Genomic DNA, 19,886 nt, shown 5'->3' with positions numbered 1-19,886 from the left:
GGCCCCGCACGGCAGCCCGGCCCCCCGTCGGCCGGCCCCCGTCAGGTGGTGGTCTCCGGGCGGGCCGACTTCTCCCAGGGATAGGCGGTCCGCCGCGGATCGGGCGGCGTGATCGCGGGCGTCTCCCCGCCGGCCCCCGGGCTCGCCTGCTCCGACTGCCCGGCCGACCCCACGGGGCCCCAGGCCTCAGCGGGCCCGGGAACGGCTCCGGAGGCGGTCCCCTGCCCCTGCGTGGTCTCCGGACCGGTCCAGTGGCGCAGCGCACCCGCCTCGACGTCGATCTGGGCGCTGAGCGCCGACAGGTCGTCCTCGGCGAACTTCAGGGCCCGGTCCCGCGCGGCACGGCGCAGTGCGTCGGCGGAGCTCGTGATCCGCTCGGTCCGCGCGGCGAGATCGGGGAGCTGGCCGGAGACGTACGCCCGGTCGGGCTCCCGCTCAAGGCGCTTGAGGTCCTCGTCCAGTTCGAGCCCGTGCCCGCTGAGCCGGTGGAACAGGTCGAGCGACTCCCTCAGGGAGGCGTCCTCGCCGACGCCGGCCTGCAGCGCCTCCTGGGTGGCCCGCATCGAGGTGCGCAGCGAGAGGCGCAGTCTGGCCAGCTCGCCGGCGACACCGGCCTGGCCGAAGCTCTTGGCCCGCAGCGTGGTGTCCTCGACCGTGCGACGCGCCTGGTTCAGGGTGCGGTCGACCCCCCGCTTGGTGGCCTTGACCGCCTTCACGGTGACGTACGCGCCGAGCGCCACGAAAGCCAAGAAGAGCAGCGCCATGATCGTGATAATCGCGGCTTCCATGTGCGCCCCTCCGGCGTCCGTCGAGTCCCCACGGATGTGGTTCCTCCAAGGTAAACGGAACGGGCAGGCCGAGGGTTCCATCGGAACCCCCAACCTGCCCGTAGGGGAAACCCCTATGTGCCACCGGCCGGTGTCGCTAGCCGGCGACGATGTTGACCAGCTTCGGTGCCCGCACGATCACCTTGCGGATCTCCGCGCCGCCCAGCGCCGCGACCACGTGCGGGTCGCCGAGCGCCAGGGTCTCCAGCTCGGCGTCCGTGATCGAAGGCGAGACCTCCAGGCGGGCCTTGACCTTGCCCTTGATCTGCACGACGCAGGTCACGGTCTCGTCGACGACGTACGCCGGGTCGGCGACCGGGAAGCCCTGGTGGACGACGGAGTCGGTGTGGCCCAGCCTGCGCCACAGCTCCTCGGCGATGTGCGGCGCCAGCGGGGCGACCAGCAGCACCAGCTGCTCGGCGACCGAACGGGAGAGCGCGCCACCGGACTTGGTCAGGTGGTTGTTCAGCTCGGTGACCTTGGCGATGGCGGTGTTGAAGCGCATGGCCGCCATGTCCTGCGAGACGCCGTCGATCGCCTTGTGCAGGGCGCGCAGCGTGTCCTCGCCGGCCTCGGTGTCGACGACGGTGACCTCGCCGGTCGACTCGTCGACGATGTTGCGCCAGAGCCGCTGCAGCAGCCGGTACTGGCCGACCACCGCGCGCGTGTCCCAGGGACGCGACACGTCCAGCGGGCCCATCGCCATCTCGTACAGGCGCAGGGTGTCGGCGCCGAACTCGGCGCAGATCTCGTCAGGCGTCACGGCGTTCTTCAGGGACTTGCCCATCTTGCCCAGGACGCGGCTGACCTCCTCGCCCTGGTACCAGAAGCCGCCGTCGCGCTCCTCGACCTCGGCCGCCGGCACGGCGATCCCGCGCGCGTCCCGGTAGACGAAGGCCTGGATCATGCCCTGGTTGTACAGCTTGTGGAACGGCTCGGCCGAGGAGATGTGCCCCAGGTCGAACAGCATCTTGGACCAGAAGCGCGCGTACAGCAGGTGCAGCACGGCGTGCTCGGCGCCGCCGACGTACAGGTCGACGCCACCGGTCGGCATGCCCTCGCGGGGGCCCATCCAGTACTGCTCGACGGCGGGGTCGACCAGCTTCTCGGCGTTGTGCGGGTCGAGGTAGCGCAGCTCGTACCAGCAGGAACCGGCCCAGTTGGGCATGGTGTTGGTCTCGCGGCGGTAGCGGCGCGGGCCGGCGCCGTCGCCGAGGTCCAGGGTGACGTTCACCCAGTCCTCGTTGCGGGACAGCGGGGTCTCCGGCTGGGTGTCCGCGTCCTCGGGGTCGAAGGTGCGCGGCGAGTAGTCCTCGACCTCCGGCAGCTCCAGCGGCAGCATCGACTCGGGCAGCGAGTGGGCGACGCCGTCCTCGTCGTAGACGATCGGGAAGGGCTCGCCCCAGTACCGCTGGCGGCTGAACAGCCAGTCGCGCAGACGGAAGTTGACGGTGCCCTCGCCGATGCCGCGGTCGGCCAGCCAGGCGGTGATCTTCGCCTTGGCGTCGACGACGCCGAGGCCGTCCAGGGAGATCTCGTCGTTCGTGGAGTTGACCAGCGCGGCCTCGTACGAGGAGAAGGCCTCGTCCCACGTGGACGGGTCGGTGCCGCGGTCGTCGCTCGGTTCCACGACGCAGCGCATCGGCAGCTCGAAGGCGCGCGCGAAGGCGAAGTCGCGGCTGTCGTGCGCGGGGACGGCCATGATGGCGCCGGTGCCGTAGCCCATCAGGACGTAGTCGGCGATGAAGACGGGGACCTGCTCGCCGCTGACCGGGTTGGTCGCGTACGCGCCGGTGAAGACGCCGGTCTTCTCCTTGGCGTCGGCCTGCCGCTCGACGTCGGACTTGGAGGCGGCCTGCTTGCGGTAGGCGTCGACGGCCTCGGACGGGGTGGCGTGGCCGCCGGTCCACACGTCGTGGGTGCCCTCGGGCCAGGCCGCCGGGACGATCTGCTCGACCAGGTCGTGCTCGGGCGCCAGGACCATGTAGGTGGCGCCGAACAGGGTGTCCTGGCGGGTGGTGAAGACGGTGATCGCACCGGTGTCGCCGACCCGGAAGTCGACGCGGGCGCCCTCGGAGCGGCCGATCCAGTTCCGCTGTTGCAGCTTGATGGCCTCGGGCCAGTCCAGCGCGTCCAGGTCGTCGAGCAGACGGTCCGCGTAGGCGGTGATCCGCATGTTCCACTGGCGCAGCTTGGACTTGAAGACGGGGAAGTTGCCGCGCTCGGAGCGTCCGTCGGCGGTGACCTCCTCGTTGGCCAGGACCGTGCCCAGGCCGGGGCACCAGTTGACGGGCGCGTCGGAGGCGTACGCCAGGCGGTACTCGCCCAGGACGTCGGAGCGCTCGGCGGCGCTCAGCTCGCTCCACGCGCGCGTGGTGCCCGGAACCTCACGCGTGCCGTTCTCGAACTGCGCGATCAGCTCGGCGATCGGACGGGCCTTCTGGGCCTCGTCGTCGTACCAGGAGTTGAAGATCTGCAGGAAGATCCACTGGGTCCACTTGTAGTACTCCGGGTCGATCGTGGCGAACGACCGGCGCTTGTCGTGACCCAGGCCCAGCCGGCGCAGCTGGACCTTCATGTTCTCCATGTTGGCCTCGGTGGACACACGCGGGTGCGTGCCCGTCTGCACGGCGTACTGCTCGGCCGGCAGGCCGAAGGCGTCGAAGCCCAGGGTGTGCAGCACGTTGTGGCCGGTCATGCGCGCGTGGCGGGCGAAGACGTCCGTGGCGATGTAGCCGAGCGGGTGGCCGACGTGCAGGCCCGCACCCGAGGGGTACGGGAACATGTCCATGATGAACTTCTTGGGCCGGGCGGCGACCGCGGGGTCGCCCGCCAGGTCACCGGTGGGGTTCGGGGCATCGTAGGTGCCCTCGGCGTCCCAGAAGTCCTGCCAGCGTGCCTCGATGTCGGCGGCCATGGCCGCCGTGTAGCGATGCGGGGCCGCCGTCTCGGCGGCCGTATTGATCTCGGTCATGGTCCTTGAAGCTCCATCGATCGTCTCTGCCCACTGCCACGGACTGCCGTGAAATGAAAAAACCCCTCGCACAGGAGGGGACGCCGCGCCGACTCCGACAGGATGTCTGTCATCCGTCGGGACTGATCAGCGCGGCTCGGTAAGCAGAAGGCGTACGGCACGCATGGCGCCAGGGTACAGCAGGGCACGGCGTGCCCAGTAGCAGGATACGAAGAAGCGGGCCACCCGATCCGGGTGACCCGCTTCTCTTCTGTGGAGCTAAGGAGAATTGAACTCCTGACCTCCTGCATGCCATGCAGGCGCTCTACCAACTGAGCTATAGCCCCTTGCTTGTTCCCGTCTCCGTTTTGGTTTCCCTCGCGGCGACAGACAGAACATTAACCGGCCGCCCGGCAGATCTCCAAATCGATTCTCCGGGCCCTTCTGACCTGCCCGGTAGGGTCGCCGACTGTGTCCGTCTCCGTGCTCTCGAAAACCCGCGCCCGGCCGTGGCCCCTTGCCACCGCCGCGGCGGTCTGCCTGCTCTCGTTCGCGGCCTTCTGGGTGGCGCAACGCCTCGCCCACGTGAACATGCTCGACGTGATGGTCTACCGGGCCGAGGGCGAGACGGTCCGGGCCGGCGGCGACCTGTACGCGATGCGCGCCACCTCGGCGAACCTCGGTATGACCTACCCGCCCTTCGCGGCCCTGCTGTTCGTCCCGCTGACCCTGGTGAGCGTCCCGCTGATGCGGACGCTCTCGACGGCGGGGAACCTGCTCCTCGTGGTCGCCCTGGTCCAGCTGTCGCTCCAGCTGGTCCGCCCGTCGCTGTCCCGTACGGACCTGTGGCGTACGACCTTGTGGGTCGCCGCGGTCGTGGTCTGGTGCGAGCCGGTGTGGACGACCCTGCGGTACGGGCAGATCAACCTGCTCATAGCGGTGGCGGTGCTCTGGGACCTCACGCGCGCGCGGGGCAGCCGCTGGGCGGGCCTCGGCATCGGCCTGGCGACCGCGGTAAAACTCACACCGGGTCTCTTCGTCGTGCTGCTGCTCGTCGCGGGGCTGCTCCTGTGGCGCCGGGACCGGACCTGGAACACGTGGCTGCGCACGGCGGTGACGGCGACGGGCGTGTTCCTGGGGACGACGCTGGCCGTGGTGCTGGTGCTGCCGGCGGACTCGAAGCGGTTCTGGACGGAGACCCTGTTCGAGACGGGCCGGGTCGGCTTCGCGGAGGAGACCGCCAACCAGTCGATCCGCGGGGTCCTGGCCCGGCTGATGCACACCGACGACCCGGGCATGTGGTGGGCGGTGGCCGCGGCGCTCCTGGGCGGTGCGGCGATGGTGCTCGCGGTGCGGGCCGCGCTGCGTGGCGACAAGGCGGTGGCGGTGGTCGTCTGCGCGTTCACGGCGCTGATGATCAGCCCGATCTCCTGGTCCCACCACTGGGTCTGGTGCGTTCCCCTACTGATCCTGCTCGCGGACCGCGCCACGCGCGCGTGGCCGGTGACGGGGGCGGTGGCCCTGGCCTTCGCCTCGTTCGCGCTGTGGTGGGTTCCGCACGACCCGGGCCGGCCGGAGCTGGACCAGAACGCCGGTCAGATGGTGCTGTCCGCGATCTATCCGCTGACGGCGACGGCGCTGCTCGTGGGGTACGCGCTGACCCTGCGACGTCAGTCCCGACAGGCCCCTCAGGCCGTGGCGAAGGAGTAGAACCGCTTGAGGGTGCAGTGCTCGTCGAGGAGCCGGCCGTAGATCGGCTCCCCTTCCAGCTCGCGGTACGTCTCGATGGGGTCGCCTTTTATGATCAGCGCCCGCGCGCACTCCTCGCACCAGTACTGGAACCCTGGGTTGACGGGATCCATGTCACGCACGATGGGCGTACCGCTGCCGCACCAGTCGCACTTCCGCCTGTGTGCACCCATCAGTCAGCTCCAGCTGTGGCCGCAGGCCGTGCACCCATAGGACACCCCGCAGTTGTCGCCGAGCACTAGGGCCACCCTCCCGTCCGGATTCCTCGTCCCCCTCCGGCCGTCCGATTCTGCCATGGCCCCGCAAGAGGGCGGCGTGCTCGGCGTGGCGGCCCTGCGGCGGCGCCGATGATCGTGGCGAGGGCGGGAGGGGCGAGGGTGGTGCGCGTCCCCGACGAGGTGACGGAACGACAAATCCCGCCCCCTACTGGGGACGGGATCCGGTGATTGTGGAGCTAAGGAGAATTGAACTCCTGACCTCCTGCATGCCATGCAGGCGCTCTACCAACTGAGCTATAGCCCCTCGTGTTCTTCGCGCTCCGCGCTGCGAACAAGAAGAACTCTAGCCTGTGACCTGCCGGAAAGTGAAATCCGGGCCCGGCAGGCCGACCGCGGGACTCAGTCGTCGTCGCCGAGGACCGGCTCGGGCAGCGTGCCCGCGTTGTGCTCCATCAGACGCCAGCCGCGGGCGCCCTCGCCGAGGACCGACCAGCAGCAGTTCGAGAGGCCACCCAGGCTCTCCCAGTGCTGGGACTCCAGCTCCAGGAGACGGCCGATGGTGGTGCGGATCGTGCCGCCGTGGCTCACCACGACGAGGGTGCCGTCGTCGGGGAGCTTGTCGGCGTGGCCCAGGACCACCGGGGCAGCCCGGTCGGCTACCTCGGTCTCCAGCTCGCCGCCGCCCCGGCGCACGGGCTCGCCGCGCTTCCAGGCGGCGTACTGCTCGCCGTACCGCGCCACGATCTCGTCATGGGTCAGCCCCTGCCACTCCCCCGCGTACGTCTCGCGCAGCGCGGAGTCGTGGGCGACGGCGTGCCCGGTGAGCACGGCCAGCTCGGCGGCGGTGGCCGCCGCCCGCTTCAGGTCGGAGGCGACGATGGCGTCCGGCTTCAGCGCGGCGAGCAGCCGGGCGGCCCGGCGCGCCTGGGCGACACCGGTCTCCGTCAGCTCGATGTCGGTCGAGCCCTGGAAGCGGCGCTCCAGGTTCCAGGAGGTCTGGCCGTGGCGCCAGAGGACGATGCGGCGGCCTCTGCCGCCTTTGGTGGCGCTCAGCGCAGCTCACCGTCCACTTCGTCGGGGAGCCCGGCGGCGTGGTCGTTGAGGTCGACACCGGTCAGCTCGGCGTGCTCGGCGCCCTTGCCGCGGGTCTTCTGCGCGTCCTCGGGCAGCGGCAGCTCGGGGCAGTCCTTCCACAGCCGCTCCAGGGCGTAGAAGACCCGCTCCTCGCTGTGCTGGACGTGGACGACGATGTCGACGTAGTCCAGGAGGATCCAGCGGGCGTCGCGGTCGCCCTCGCGGCGGACCGGCTTGGCGCCGAGGTCCTTGTTCAGGCGCTCCTCGATCTCGTCGACGATCGACTTGACCTGGCGGTCGTTGGGCGCGGAGGCGAGCAGGAAGGCGTCGGTGATCGACAGCACATCACTGACGTCGTACGCGATGATGTCGTGCGCGAGCCGGTCGGCGGCCGCCTGAGCGGCGGCGTTGACGAGTTCGATGGAGCGATCCGTGGCGGTCACATGCAGGCTTTCGTCGGCGGTCCAGTACCCCTCCAGGGTCTCACGGACCGCCGACGCCCCCGCCAACGTTTTCCGGAGCGGCGCTACCGGGGGCCCTGCGGCTTGTAGTCCTGGCCCAGGACCACGGTGACCGCGGCGGCGTTCGAGGTCTCGCCCTTGGTGACCGCGCCGGCCGGCAGACCCAGTGTCTTGGCCACCTCAGCCGCCGTGATCTTCTGGGCGTCGTCGCCGTACAGGACCTGCGACGCCTCCCGGGCGGGCGCCTCGGCGCCGCCCACGAAGGCGTAGCCGCCGTTGATCAGGACGATCCTGGCGGTCTCGGTCGCGTTCTTGCCGGAACCGTCCCGCACCGAGACCCGGGGCACGTCGCCCGCCTCGGGGGCGGTGACCTTGCCGCCGAGGATGTCCTTCACCACACTCCCGCCGGCTTCGTCGGTCAGCGTGCCGGCCTCGCCGACCGGCAGCAGGGCCGTCTTGTGGTCGCCGATCTTGGCGTGCTCGGCGAGCCTGGCCAGGGAGGCGGCCAGGTCCTTCTCCGGGAGCGAGGGGTCGAGGATCTGCTGGAGGGTCTGGATGGTGACCGTGGCGGCCTCGGGGTCGGAGGAGATCTTCCGCAGCACGCCGTACATGACCTGTCCGAAGCGCTGGAGCTGCTTGGCCTCGGCCTCGCCGGGCGCCCGGTAGGTGGCGTACGCGACGGCGGCGCGGCCGTTCAGTGTCTGCTTCTCGCCCTTCCTGACCAGCGGCTCGGCGCCCTTCTTGGCGTCGGGCACGTCCGTGTCGGTGTCCGTCTCGATGCCGCTGACGGTCTCGACGAGGTTCTCCAGGTACGGGGTGTCCAGACGCCAGGTTCCGGTGATCTTGGTCCCGAGGAGGTTGCCGATGGCCTCCCGCGTCCCGCCGGCGCCGTCGTCCTCGACCGACTTGCCGAGGGTGGTCACGGCACCCTCCTCGTCGGCGACGACGACGGAGTTGGGGAGCAGGACCGTGGTGCCCTGGCGGGTGGTCGCGTTGTTCACGAGGAGGGCGGTGGAGGTGCCGCCGTTCTTGAGGTCGTGGAGGTGCACGACGATCGTGTCGCGCTTCTGCGGGCCGGTCGCGGTGGTCGCCTTCTGTTCCTCGCCGGACGAGCCGGGGAGCAGGCCGGCGGACCAGAGGTAGCCGACGCCTCCCGCGACCGCGAGGACGAGCACGACGACGAGCGCGACGATCCGGTTGCGGCCGCGCCGTCGGGCCTCCTCTCGGCGCTCCGAACGGCTCTCGGTGAACTTCAGCCAGTCGATGACGTCCTCGGAGTCCTCGTCCGGCTCCTCGATGAACGAGAACTGCTCGGTCCGGTACTCACGGTCGTCGTCCCCGGCCGGCCGGGCCGGGGCGGACCGCTCGGACGCGGGGCGCTGCCCGGGGACGCCGGCCGGGGCCGCGACGGTCGCCGCCGGAGCCTCGGGGGCGACCGGTGCGGCCTGCGCCGCGGGGGCGGGGGCGGGCTCGGCCTGGGCGGCCCACTGCTGCCCGGTGTCGTACGAGGGGTAGGCGTAGCCCTGCTGCCCGTACGGGTCGTACTGCGGTTCCTGCGGCTGCTGTTGCTGCGGGGGCGACTGCTGCTGCTGGGCGTAGGGATCGTAGCCGTACCCCTGCTGCGGCTGCTGTTGCTGCTGTGCCTGGTGCTGTTGGCCGCCGTACGGGTCGTAGTGCTGCCCCTGCGCCTGCTGGGGCGTCTGCGGCTGCTGGTACACCGGCTGCCCGTACTCGTCGTAGCCGATGATCTGCGGCTGCGGATAGTACGGGTCGTACGGATGCTGCTGATCGTTCACCGGTGCCCCTCCCCGAAGCTCACTCGCCGCGGTACAGCTGGCGCTTGTCGATGTAGCGCACCACGCCGTCAGGCACCAGGTACCAGACGGGATCCCCCTGCGCGACCCTCGCCCGGCAGTCGGTGGAGGAGATGGCGAGCGCGGGAACCTCGACCAGCGAGACGCCGCCCTTGGGCAGTCCGTCGTCGGTGAGGTCGTGGCCCGGCCGGGTGACGCCGATGAAGTGCGCGAGCGAGAAGAGCTCCTCGGCGTCGCGCCAGGTGAGGATCTGCGCCAGCGCGTCGGCCCCGGTGATGAAGAAGAGGTCCGAGTCCGTGTTGAGGGAACTCAGGTCCCGCAGGGTGTCGATGGTGTAGGTCGCGCCGCCGCGGTCGATGTCGATGCGGCTGACCGAGAACTGCGGGTTGGACGCCGTCGCGATGACCGTCATCAGATAGCGGTCCTCGGGCGCCGACACGGCCCGGTCGCTCTTCTGCCACGGCTGCCCGGTCGGTACGAACACCACCTCGTCCAGGTGGAAGAGGGCGGCGACCTCGCTGGCCGCCACCAGGTGTCCGTGGTGGATCGGGTCGAAGGTTCCACCCATCACGCCGAGTCGGCGCTTCCCGCGCCCGCCAGTAGGCATTTCCTGCTCTCCCATGCGTGCAGAGCCTACTGGCACGGCAACGGACGCCTGATCAGGGTCGCCGGTTCAGCGGTCGCGGTTGAAGCGGGTGGTGATCCACAGCAGCAGCATCAGGGCCCCGAAGGCGCCGATGCCGGTGAGGTAGGGGCTGAGGCTTTCGTGGTTGCCGCCGTGCTCGGCGCCCTCGGCGAGAGAGACCAGGTTGGCGGCGGTGCTGTGGAGGCTCATCTTCGGCAGACCTATCGATCGGGGATGGGAGCGGAGACTTCGCGCACATCGTATGCGGGCCGTGCCGACGCGCTCACGCCGACTCAGGCGTTGGCGCCGAGGTCCGCGTCGCGGCCCTGTGCCCGAGTTATCCACAGGCCCCGGCACGCCGTGGCGCCAGCGCCTAGGCTGGACTTCGTCAGGGGGACGAGCACCGACTCGTACGAACAGGGGGCATCCATGACCGAGAACGACCAGGGGAACGTGCCGAGCAGGCAGCGCAAGCGGTTCCCCGGCATCTCCTCGAGGGCCTACGAGCATCCCGCCGACCGCTCGGCGCTGGTGGCACTGCGCAAGCTCAGCGGCTTCGACACGGTCTTCAAGGCGCTCAGCGGACTGCTGCCCGAGCGCAGCCTGCGGCTCCTCTTCCTCTCGGACTCCGTCCGGGTGAGCGACGCGCAGTTCAACCATCTCAACGAGATGCTGCGGGACGCCTGTTACATCCTGGACCTGGAGAAGGTCCCGCCGATGTACGTGACGCAGGACCCGAAGCCCAACGCCATGTGTATCGGTCTGGACGAGCCGATCATCGTCGTCACCACCGGTCTTGTGGAGCTCCTCGACGAGGAGGAGATGCGGGCGGTCGTCGGCCACGAGGTCGGGCACGCCCTCTCCGGGCACTCCGTGTACCGCACGGTGCTGCTCTTCCTCACCGGCCTCGCACTGAAGATCGCCTGGATCCCGCTGGGGAACGTGGCGATCATGGCCATCGTGACGGCGCTGCGCGAGTGGTTCCGCAAGTCGGAGCTCTCCGCCGACCGGGCCGGGCTCCTCGTGGGGCAGGACGTGCAGGCCTCGATGCGGGGTCTGATGAAGATCGCCGGCGGCAACCACCTCCACGAGATGAACGTGGACGCGTTCCTCGCCCAGGCCGACGAGTACGAGAAGGCCGGGGACCTGCGGGACTCGGTCCTGAAGATCCTCAACGTGCTGCCGCGGACGCACCCCTTCACCACCGTCCGGGCGGCGGAGCTGAAGAAGTGGTCCGAGAGCCGCGACTTCCAGCGGATCATGGACGGTCACTACCCGAAGCGCTCGGAGGACAAGGACACCTCGGTCACGGACTCCTTCCGCGAGTCGGCAGGGCACTACGCCGACACCGTGCGGACCAGCAAGGATCCGCTGATGAAGCTGGTCGGCGACATAGCCGGAGGCGCCGGAGACCTGGCGGGCGACCTGGGCGGGCGGCTGCGCAACCGGTTCAGCGGCGGCCAGGGGCCGAAGCAGTCGGACGACGGCGGAGCGGCCGGGGACGACAAGGGCGGCGAGGGTGGCCCTGGCAGCGGTTCCGGGGACGGTCAGAGGGAGGGCTGAGCCCCGGGCGCCAGCGCTCCGCACAGCGAGGGGGCGGTCGGCCTGCCCGTGGCGTACGGGTCGGTGACCGCAGGGCCGCCACCGGTCTCGGGGGCCCGTCCTCCCGCCAGGATCGGCTTCAGGGCCCCGGTGGTGTCCGCGCCGCAGGCCTGCGGACCCGCCTCGACAGTGCTGGTCACCAGCTCGGCCCGGTGCATCCGCAGGTCCTCGCGGTCGAAGCGGAAGTGCAGCTCGCGGTGGACGGTGAAGAGGGACGCCTCGGCGACCGGCCCCGCGCCCTGGACGACCGGGCGCAGGGCGTAGGTGTACGTGTGGTCCGCGGTGACGTCCAGGCTGTCGGGGCCCGTCTCCTCGAAGCGGAGGGTGCCCTGGACGCGGACGGCGGGGTCCGCGAGGGTCACCTGCCGCGGGTCGAAGCGGACGAGCCAGCCGGCGAGGGCGTGCCGGCCGTCGTCGGCCGGTGACTCGACGCTCCGGTCGAACTGGTCCAGCTGGTCCGGGTCGATCAGCAGCCGGGCGGGCCGCACGGTCGCCCCGGACAGGACGTCCGGCTCCAAGGAGGAGGCCACCAGATAGTCCTTGGCGATGCTGAGGGCGGTGACGACCTGGCTCTCGGCGAAGTGGGTGGTGCGTCCGGTGACGGGCAGGTTGATGCCGGCGGCGCCGGTGCGGTACTCGGCGGCGGGGCTGTGGTCGAAGAGCCGGGCGGGCACACCGCCCGCGACGGGGCCCTGGGGGGCGAGGGGGACCACGGTGGTCCGCAGGGGCTCTGCCCGCTGGTCGACGGGGGGAAGGTACGGGTTGCGGACGCCCAGGTAGATGGCGGTTCCGAAGGCGAGGAGGATCAGCAGGACCAGCAGGATCGCCTGGTGGGAGCCGCTCCGGCCCTCTCGGGACGCACGGCTTCGGACGGCCAGGGCGTGCTCGCCCATCCGCTCCTGGGCGGAGTACTCCTGGAGGTGGGCAGCGCGGACGAACGCCTCGTCGAAGACGACGGATCGGTATTCGTCCTCACCACCGCCGGGGAACCCCTGGGGCGTCCCCTCAGGCGGGTCGCCACGCCCTGCCATACCTTCAGGGTAGGTCGGCGGGAGCTTCGGTAAACGCCCAGGTACACGACAAGTTCGGAAGAATTCCGCCGAGGGCCCGGGTGCGGGCCGAGCAGGGCAGGAGCGGCCTGTTCGGCCTCTCGGTGGACGCCGGGCGCCATCCGGGGGACGCCGTACGCCGACGGCGGGACGCCGTACGCCGACGGGAGGGCGTCGACGCTAGCCGGGGGATGCCGACCGGGCCGCGGGGGCGTGGGCCGCGGGTGGGGCGGGGTTCGGCTTGGGCGTGTCGACGCCGGTGGTGGCCGGCGGGGGGATCTGGTCCTGGCGGTTGGCGGCCGCGCCCCGGTAGACGGCGCTGAACGCCAGGGCGACCATGCCGATCCCCATGAGGAGGGCGAGGAGCCAGGCGACGGGGCGGTGCCAGCGGGCGCTGCCCCGGTAGGGGCGCAGGGCGCCGCCGTGGCGGCCGTAGGGGCTGGCGTCGTCGCCGATGTCGTCGGGCTCGTAGGTGTGTCCGGTGGGGTCGTGGAGGCCCTCGTAGGGGTCGTCGTCGGCAGGGCCGCCACCGGCGCGGGCGCGGGCCGCCTCGGCCTCGGCGCGGGCCTGGGCGGCGGCGAGGAGCCGCTCGACCGCGGTCGGCTCGTGGACGGTCGCGGCCCGTACGAAGTCCTCGTCGAACACCACGTCGGCGTAGACCTCGTCAGCGCCTCCGCGGTCGACAGAGTCCTCGGGGTCCCCGCCGTCCTGGAACGGCCTGCCCCCCATGTCGTCCGGCACGGATTCAGAGTAGACCCGGAAGGTGGTTTTGGGCAGGGAGAGTGCGAACCCTCCCCGCCCGTACCCGCCCGTACCGAAAGGAGGTGTTACCGCACGTGACCGTCACCGGTGACGATGTACTTGGTCGAGGTCAGCTCCGGAAGGCCCATGGGGCCCCGGGCGTGCAGTTTCTGGGTGGAGATGCCGATCTCCGCGCCGAAGCCGAACTCGCCGCCGTCCGTGAAGCGGGTGGAGGCGTTCACGGCGACCGTGGTGGAGTCGACCAGCTGGGTGAAGCGGCGGGCCGCGGCCTGCGAGGTGGTGACGATCGCCTCGGTGTGGCCGGAGGACCACGTGCGGATGTGCTCGACGGCCTTGTCGAGGGAGTCGACGACGGCGGCGGCGATGTCGTACGAGAGGTACTCGGTCTCCCAGTCCTCGGCCGTGGCCGGTACGACGGTGGCCTTGGAGCCCTCGGCGAGGGCGAGGACCCGCTCGTCGGCGTGGACGGTGACGCCGGCCTCCGCGAGGGCGTCGAGGGCCCTGGGCAGGAAGGCGTCGGCGACGTCCTGGTGGACGAGGAGGGTCTCGGCCGCGTTGCAGACGCTGACCCGGTGGGCCTTGGAGTTGAGCAGGATGTCGACGGCCATGTCGAGGTCGGTCTGCGCGTCGACGTAGACGTGGCAGTTGCCGGTGCCGGTCTCGATGACCGGGACGGTGGACTCCTCGACGACCGTCCGGATCAGGGAGGCGCCGCCGCGCGGGATGAGGACGTCGACGAGGCCGCGGGCGCGCATCAGCTCGCGGACCGACTCGCGGGACTCGCCGGGGACGAGCTGGATGGCGTCGGCGGGCAGTCCGGCGCCGCCGACGGCGTCCCGCAGGACCTTCACCAAGGCGGTGTTGGAGGCGTAGGCGGAGGACGAGCCGCGGAGCAGGACGGCGTTGCCGGACTTGAGGCAGAGGGCGGCGGCGTCGACGGTGACGTTGGGGCGGGCCTCGTAGATGATGCCGACGACGCCGAGGGGCACGCGGACCTGGCGCAGGTCGATGCCGTTGGGGAGGGTGGAGCCGCGGACGACCTCGCCGACGGGGTCGGGCAGCGCGGCCACGTCGCGGACGTCGGCGGCGATGGCCCGGACGCGCTCCGGGGTGAGGGTGAGCCGGTCGATGATCGCCTCGCTGGTCCCGGCTTCGCGGGCCTTGGCGATGTCCTCGGCGTTGGCCTCGACGATCTCCGCGGTGCGGACTTCGAGGGCGTCCGCGATCGCCAGCAGGGCGTCGTCCTTGGCCGCGCGCGGGAGTGGCGCGATTTCGGCGGCGGCGCCACGGGCCCGGTAGGCGGCCCGGGTGACCGGGGAGAGGTTGTCGAGGGGCGTGAGCGAGGTCATGCCCGCAGGGTACTGGCACCCCTGCGGACATCCCTCACGTATCCCGCACTCCGAGACGTACGTCCCCACCCGCGAGACGCCCGCCGCCACCGAGACGCCCGCAGCCTTTGGGACGTACGCGCCGGGGACGCGTCCGCGCCGCTCAGTACGGGTGGACGCCGACCGGGGCCGCTGGGGGCGGGCCGTAGCCCTCCGCGATCCGCTGGTGGTAGGTCTCGCGGTCGATGACCTCCAGGCCGACGATCTCCCACGGCGGCAGCTTGGCGGTCTGCCGGTGCTCGCCCCACAGGCGCAGGGCGACGGCCGCGGCGTCGTGCAGGTCGCGGGCCTCCTCCCAGTACCGGATCTCGGCGTGGTCGTTGGCGTACCGGCTGGTCAGCAGGAAGGGGTGGTCGTGGGCCAGCTGTTCGAGCCCGCGTCGCACCTCCTTCAGCGGCGACTCCACACCCGAAACGCTGAGGGTGATGTGCCAGAGTTTGGACACGGGCTGTTCCCTGGCGCGTACCTCACGCGTCTCGCGAACCTCTCGTGCCTCGATGGTGGTCTCGGTCTTCCTGTCCGTGGACCTGTCCCGTGCCTCGTCGAAGTCGGCTCCGGCCTCGACACTGGTCAGGGCGCGTTCGGCAGTCCCTCGGGGCAGTGCCCCTGGGCGCGCTCGTCTCACCGGCGGCCTCCTGTGTGATGCGTGTGGTGCTGTACCCCGCCCTGCTCTTACCCCCGAGACAAAGTTGACCAGCCCGAGGCGGCACGTGGGGCGGTTTTGGGGAACGTCCCTTCCGGATGGCCGCACTTTCAGCCGTTTCGGGTGGGGCGCGAGGGTCAGCGGATGACGACCAGGTCGTCCCGGTGGACGACCTCGCGCTCGTACTCCGGCCCGAGGTCCTTGGCGAGCTCGTGGGTGGAGCGCCCGAGCATCCGGGGAATCTCCTTGGCGTCGAAGTTGACGAGTCCACGGGCGACGGCCCGGCCCGCGGTGTCGCGGAGTTCGACGGGGTCGCCGGCCACGAAGTCGCCCTCGATTCCCGCGACTCCGGCCGCGAGCAGGGACTTCTTGCCCTCGACGACGGCTCGTACGGCCCCGTCGTCAAGGGTCAGGGAGCCCTGCGGGGTGGAGGCGTGGGCGAGCCAGAGCAGCCGGTCGGCGGAGCGGCGGCCGGTGCGGTGGAAGTACGTGCCGGTGTCACGGCCGCTGAGGGCGTCGGCGGCGCGGCTCGCGGAGGTGAGGACGACGGGGATGCCCGCGGCGGCGGCGATGCGGGCGGCCTCCACCTTGGTGACCATGCCTCCGGTGCCGACGCCCGCCTTGCCGGCCGAGCCGATCTCCACGTGGGCGATGGACTCCGGTCCTGTGACCTCGGCGATCCTCGACGTGCCGGGCTTGGCCGGGTCCCCGTCGTAGAGGCCGTCGACGTCGGAGAGCAGGACGAGCAGGTCGGCGCGGACGAGATGGGCGACGAGGGCGGCGAGCCGGTCGTTGTCGCCGAAGCGGATCTCGTCCGTGGCGACGGTGTCGTTCTCGTTGACGACGGGCAGCGCGCCCATGGCGAGGAGCTGGTCGAGGGTCCGGTACGCGTTGCGGTAGTGGGCGCGGCGGCTGGTGTCGTCGGTGGTGAGGAGGACCTGGCCGACGCGGACGCCGTAGCGGGCGAAGGAGGCGGTGTAGCGGGCGACGAGGAGGCCCTGGCCGACGCTGGCGGCGGCCTGCTGACGGGCGAGGTCCTTGGGCCGGCGGGTGAGGCCGAGCGGTGCGAGGCCGGCGGCGATGGCACCGGACGAGACGAGGACGATCTCCTTCTCGCCGCCGCTGCGGACCTTGGCGAGCACGTCGACGAGGGCGTCGACGCGGTCGGCGTCGAGGCCCCCGGAGGCCGTGGTGAGTGAGGAGGAGCCGACCTTGACGACGATCCTGCGGGCCTCCGTCACGTACTGCCTCGCCACGTCCGTCCGTCCCGTCACCTGCGTCGTCACCTGCGTCGTCCTCACTCGGCTGTCCCGCGCGCCGCGTGCTCCCCGCCGCGGCTGCGAGGCAATCTACGCGAGCCGGGACGGCTGCCGCTCGTCCGTTTCGGTCCCTGGACCTGAGGCGGCGGGATCCTGCCCGGCGTTCCGGGGGACCAGGATCCGCTGCGAGATCAGGTAGGTGAACGGGATGGCGACGACGGCCGCGACGAGTGGCGCGATCCTGTCGTCCATGTGTGCCCAGGTGACGAGCGCGTACAGACCGACACTCTGCACCAGGTAGTTGGTGACGTTGGTGAGGGGGAAGAGGGCGAACTTCTTCCAGGTCGGCCGGGTCCGGTAGGTGAAGTAGGTGTTGAGGAAGAAGGAGCCGACCATGCTGAGGAGGAAGGCGAGGGAGTAGGCGGCGAAGTACGGCATCCACGGGTGGAGGAGCAGGTAACACCCGAAGAACGTGCCGGTGTTGACCCCGCCGACCAGCGCGAAGCGGAAGATCTGCGCGAGTCGCGCCCGACGCCCGCGCGTCCCTTCGTCGAGGCCTTCCTCCCCGCCCATCAGTGCTCCCGCTCGGAGGCGGCCACGCCGATGCGCTCGGCGGTGGCGTGGTCGGCGGCCGTGTGGCCGAAGGAGCGGTGCGTCTCCTTCACGAGGAAGTGGGGACGGCGCTTGGTCTCGTAGTAGATGCGGCCGATGTACTCGCCGATCAGCCCGAGCATCGTCATCTGCACGCCGCCGAGCCCCACGATGATCGCGACCAGGGTGACGTAACCGGGAGCGGTGACGCCCTGGGTGAAGGCGGTGACGGTCACCCAGATCGCGTACACGGCGGCGAGGCCGGTCAGCATCATGCCGCCCCAGAGCGCGATGCGCAGCGGGCGGTTGTTGAAGGAGATCAGCCCGTCCATGCCGTAGTTGACCAGGGAGCTGAACTTCCACTTCGTCTCACCGCCCTCGCGTGCGGCGTTCTGGTAGTCGAAGGTGACGGTGTCGAAGCCGATCCAGGAGAAGAGCCCCTTGGAGAAGCGGTTGTACTCGGGCAGCGAGAGCAGGGCGTCGACGGCGGGGCGGGAGAGCAGACGGAAGTCTCCGACGCCGTCGGTGAGCTCCACGTCCACCCAGCGGTTGACGGCCTTGTAGTACGTGCGGCTCAGAGCGCTGCGGAGCTTCTTGTCCCCTTCGCGCGTGCGTCGCGCTATCACCTGGTCGTGGCCCTGGTGGTGGAGGTCGAGCATGCGCCCGAGCAGCTCCGGCGGGTGCTGGAGGTCGGCGTCCATGATCACCACGGCGTCGCCCACGGACTTGCGCAGGCCCGCGAGCATGGCGGCCTCCTTGCCGAAGTTCCGGCTGAAGGAGGCGTACTGCGTGCGGTTCGGGTGCTGGGCGGCGATCTCGCGGAGCTTGCCCAGCGTCCCGTCGGAGCTGCCGTCGTCCACGTAGCAGATCTCGTAGTCGACCGAGAGGGTGTCGAGCACCTGACGCATCCGGGCGTCGAAGAACTCGACGACGTCTTCCTCGTTGAAGCAGGGGACGACGACGGAAAGTTTGGTCATGGAACGGTCACTCCAGAGGAATGGGCAAGCACGCTCTGAGGGGCCGCCACCGGACTTTTCTCCAAGTGGCGCAAGGTGGCAAAAGGTGGTGACGGCCGTACGGCGTGCCCCACGTGGCCGCGCCTGTCGGCATGTCGTCCACACAATAAGGCATGCGGGAAAGATCTTGGATCTGTGTGGCATTTCACCCATTTGTCACCTACCGAGACGCACCCGAAACAGCAGGAGCTACCACCGGTGAGCAGGACCACCATTTCAGAGCGCGGCAAGGTACCGGCGACCGAGGACGAAGCGGAGAGCGACACCCCCGGCGGCAAGGGGTTCTCCCGGGCGCTGAGCGGGGTCGCGCTCGTCGTCGCCGTCGGATCGGGGGCGCTGCTCGCGGTCGGCGCGTTCCTCGGCCTCTACGTCCGCCCCACGTCCGACGACTGGTGCGCCCTCTGGAAGGCCCGGGACCTGGGCGTCCTGGGGATCAGCGCGGACTTCTACACCACCCAGAACGGCCGCGTCACCAACGCCTTCCTCACCGGTCTCGTCTACACCGACGGCATGCGGGGGGCGAAGCTGATGCCCGCCTTCCTGGTGGTCGCGCTCGGCGCCGTCCTCTTCTTCCTCGCCCGCGCCGCGCTGCGCGCCCTGGGCTGCCCCCAGCCCCCCGCGGTGCTCCTCGTGGCCGCCGTGGCGCTCTTCGAGGCGCTCCTGTTCTTCGCCGGCACCCGCTCGTACCAGGTACTGCTCTGGGCCCCGGCCACGATCTCCCACACCCTGCCGAGCCTGATCGGCCTCGCGGCCGTGCTCGGCGCCGTCGCCGCGGCCCGCTCCCGGCGCCCGTGGGCCCGGAACGCCGCCGTGGCCACGGCGGTCCTGACGGGCCTGGCGGTCGGCATGCTCAGCGAACCGTTCACCATGGTGGCCGGGATCTTCGCGCTCGCCGCCGGACTCGTCTGCCTCCCCCGCCTCGGCCGGGCGAAGGACTGGTACGTCACCACCTGGTGCGCCGCGGCCTGTGTCGGGCTCGCCGGGGGCCTCGCGCTCCTGTACACCTCCCCCGGGGCGCGGTGGCGGCGCTCCCAGAACCCGGAGAAGCCGCTGACGCTCGCGGAGCTGGGGGAAACGTTCCGCGACTGGTGGCGCATCTGGCAGACGATCATCGACCAGTGGGCGTACCTGGGCGTCGTCGCCGTCGGCGTCCTCCTCGGTCTGGGCATCGCCTTCGCCGGGCCGTCCGGTGCCCGCGACGCCTTCGCCGGAGCGGGCCGGCCGCGTCGGGTGCCGTGGATCGCGGCGCTCCTGCCGGTGCCGCTGATCGCCGTGGCGAGCCTCGGCGTCACCTACGGTCTGCGCAGCGGTTACGGGCCGGCCGGCTGGACGTACGGCCGGACCTGGACGAACTTCCTCGTCCCGCTGCTGCTCCTGCTCTGCGCGTACGGCACCTGGGCCGGCCACCGGCTCGGGCGACTGCTCCGGGCCCCGGGCCGCCCCGCCGCCCGCGCCGCCACGCTGGTCGCGGTGGGCACGCTCGCCCTGGGCAGCGCGACCGCGCTGGTGCAGCCGGTGTACACGCTGACCAGGCAGACGGTCCACCGCAGCATCGCCTGGGACCTCCAGAGCGCCCGGATCCGCGCGGAGGTGGCGAACGGGGCCACGGAGGTGACGTACCGCCCGCTGCCCATCGCCTCGCTCGCGGAACCCTTCTTCACCCGGGTGTACGCGCGGGACTGGGTGGCGCAGTGCGCGTCCCGGTACTACGGAGTGGAACGGATCCGCCGCCCCTGACCGCCCGCCCGACCGCGCGCGATACGGTCGGATCCGACCGCCCCGTGGCAGTCGCGTCCGCCGTCCGCCGCAGCCGACGCCCCTCTTCCCCGTTTCCGCCCCGCGGAACCTGGAAAGA

General features: G+C 71.1%; 19 protein-coding genes and 2 tRNA genes. 3 read left to right on the top strand and 18 right to left on the bottom strand.

What is annotated here, in order from left to right:
- Positions 1-41 precede the first annotated feature (41 nt).
- From ABT034_RS01490 to ABT034_RS01480, 3 genes are all read right to left on the bottom strand, one after another.
- Positions 42-788 carry a hypothetical protein gene (locus tag ABT034_RS01490; protein WP_351210021.1) on the bottom strand — a complete coding sequence of 249 codons (747 nt, stop codon included), beginning with the start codon at positions 786-788 and terminating at the stop codon, positions 42-44.
- 136 nt (positions 789-924) lie between these two features.
- Positions 925-3,801, bottom strand: coding sequence for a leucine--tRNA ligase (gene leuS, locus ABT034_RS01485; RefSeq protein WP_351210019.1), 2,877 nt, complete (start codon positions 3,799-3,801; stop codon positions 925-927).
- Between the two features lie 253 nt (positions 3,802-4,054).
- A tRNA-Ala gene (locus ABT034_RS01480) sits at positions 4,055-4,127 on the bottom strand.
- 124 nt (positions 4,128-4,251) lie between these two features.
- On the opposite strand from ABT034_RS01480, the gene ABT034_RS01475 reads away from it, so the two are divergent.
- Positions 4,252-5,490 (top strand): glycosyltransferase 87 family protein, encoded by a 1,239-nt coding sequence (locus tag ABT034_RS01475; RefSeq protein WP_351210017.1) that lies wholly within the window; start codon positions 4,252-4,254, stop codon positions 5,488-5,490.
- Here the strand turns inward: ABT034_RS01475 and ABT034_RS01470 are convergent.
- The 8 genes from ABT034_RS01470 to ABT034_RS01440 all read right to left on the bottom strand — a co-directional run bounded on the left by ABT034_RS01470 (position 5,469) and on the right by ABT034_RS01440 (position 9,931).
- Positions 5,469-5,702: a hypothetical protein gene (locus ABT034_RS01470; RefSeq protein ID WP_015033559.1), complete on the bottom strand. Its 234-nt coding sequence runs from the start codon at positions 5,700-5,702 to the stop codon at positions 5,469-5,471. The two genes, ABT034_RS01475 and ABT034_RS01470, sit on opposite strands and share 22 nt — an antisense overlap.
- A gap of 3 nt (positions 5,703-5,705) precedes the next feature.
- Complete coding sequence (locus tag ABT034_RS35280) at positions 5,706-5,942, bottom strand: hypothetical protein (protein ID WP_502972767.1); 237 nt, start codon at positions 5,940-5,942, stop codon at positions 5,706-5,708.
- A 36-nt stretch (positions 5,943-5,978) separates the two neighbouring features.
- A tRNA-Ala gene (locus ABT034_RS01465) sits at positions 5,979-6,051 on the bottom strand.
- A gap of 95 nt (positions 6,052-6,146) precedes the next feature.
- Positions 6,147-6,800: a histidine phosphatase family protein gene (locus tag ABT034_RS01460; RefSeq protein WP_351210422.1), complete on the bottom strand. Its 654-nt coding sequence runs from the start codon at positions 6,798-6,800 to the stop codon at positions 6,147-6,149.
- Complete coding sequence (gene rsfS / locus ABT034_RS01455; RefSeq protein WP_351210015.1) at positions 6,797-7,264, bottom strand: ribosome silencing factor; 468 nt, start codon at positions 7,262-7,264, stop codon at positions 6,797-6,799. Before rsfS ends, ABT034_RS01460 begins: the two co-directional genes overlap by 4 nt.
- Before the next feature lie 83 nt (positions 7,265-7,347).
- Positions 7,348-9,078: an LCP family protein gene (locus ABT034_RS01450; RefSeq protein ID WP_351210013.1), complete on the bottom strand. Its 1,731-nt coding sequence runs from the start codon at positions 9,076-9,078 to the stop codon at positions 7,348-7,350.
- 19 nt (positions 9,079-9,097) lie between these two features.
- Entirely contained in the window at positions 9,098-9,718 is a 621-nt protein-coding gene (gene nadD, locus ABT034_RS01445) for a nicotinate-nucleotide adenylyltransferase (RefSeq protein WP_351210011.1), read from the bottom strand.
- 51 nt (positions 9,719-9,769) lie between these two features.
- Entirely contained in the window at positions 9,770-9,931 is a 162-nt protein-coding gene (locus ABT034_RS01440) for a hypothetical protein (protein ID WP_351210009.1), read from the bottom strand.
- Positions 9,932-10,150: 219 nt separating this feature from the next.
- On the opposite strand from ABT034_RS01440, the gene ABT034_RS01435 reads away from it, so the two are divergent.
- Positions 10,151-11,284, top strand: a complete 1,134-nt coding sequence (locus ABT034_RS01435) for a M48 family metallopeptidase (RefSeq protein ID WP_351210007.1) — start codon at positions 10,151-10,153, stop codon at positions 11,282-11,284.
- Here ABT034_RS01435 and ABT034_RS01430 read toward each other — a convergent pair.
- From ABT034_RS01430 to ABT034_RS01400, 7 genes are all read right to left on the bottom strand, one after another.
- Complete coding sequence (locus tag ABT034_RS01430; protein ID WP_351210005.1) at positions 11,269-12,354, bottom strand: SCO2583 family membrane protein; 1,086 nt, start codon at positions 12,352-12,354, stop codon at positions 11,269-11,271. The two genes, ABT034_RS01435 and ABT034_RS01430, sit on opposite strands and share 16 nt — an antisense overlap.
- A gap of 198 nt (positions 12,355-12,552) precedes the next feature.
- Positions 12,553-13,113: an SCO2584 family spore wall biosynthesis protein gene (locus ABT034_RS01425; RefSeq protein ID WP_351210003.1), complete on the bottom strand. Its 561-nt coding sequence runs from the start codon at positions 13,111-13,113 to the stop codon at positions 12,553-12,555.
- A gap of 86 nt (positions 13,114-13,199) precedes the next feature.
- Complete coding sequence (locus ABT034_RS01420) at positions 13,200-14,483, bottom strand: glutamate-5-semialdehyde dehydrogenase (protein WP_351210001.1); 1,284 nt, start codon at positions 14,481-14,483, stop codon at positions 13,200-13,202.
- Between the two features lie 142 nt (positions 14,484-14,625).
- Entirely contained in the window at positions 14,626-15,147 is a 522-nt protein-coding gene (locus ABT034_RS01415; protein WP_351209999.1) for a DUF8830 family protein, read from the bottom strand.
- A gap of 155 nt (positions 15,148-15,302) precedes the next feature.
- On the bottom strand, positions 15,303-16,406 hold the full coding sequence (proB, locus tag ABT034_RS01410; RefSeq protein ID WP_351210421.1) for a glutamate 5-kinase: 1,104 nt from the start codon (positions 16,404-16,406) through the stop codon (positions 15,303-15,305).
- Between the two features lie 108 nt (positions 16,407-16,514).
- Positions 16,515-16,997, bottom strand: coding sequence for a GtrA family protein (locus ABT034_RS01405; RefSeq protein ID WP_351209997.1), 483 nt, complete (start codon positions 16,995-16,997; stop codon positions 16,515-16,517).
- Positions 16,997-17,992 carry a glycosyltransferase family 2 protein gene (locus ABT034_RS01400; protein ID WP_351209995.1) on the bottom strand — a complete coding sequence of 332 codons (996 nt, stop codon included), beginning with the start codon at positions 17,990-17,992 and terminating at the stop codon, positions 16,997-16,999. Before ABT034_RS01400 ends, ABT034_RS01405 begins: the two co-directional genes overlap by 1 nt.
- A 237-nt stretch (positions 17,993-18,229) precedes the next feature.
- On the opposite strand from ABT034_RS01400, the gene ABT034_RS01395 reads away from it, so the two are divergent.
- Complete coding sequence (locus tag ABT034_RS01395; protein ID WP_351209993.1) at positions 18,230-19,768, top strand: DUF6056 family protein; 1,539 nt, start codon at positions 18,230-18,232, stop codon at positions 19,766-19,768.
- The last annotated feature ends 118 nt before the right edge of the window (positions 19,769-19,886 follow it).

Source organism: Streptomyces sp. NPDC002773 (genome assembly GCF_040295605.1).
Taxonomy (GTDB): Bacteria; Actinomycetota; Actinomycetes; order Streptomycetales; family Streptomycetaceae; genus Streptomyces.
The sequence above is the reverse complement of the archived record's forward strand: the minus strand, read 5'-3'. Positions and strand labels throughout refer to the sequence as shown.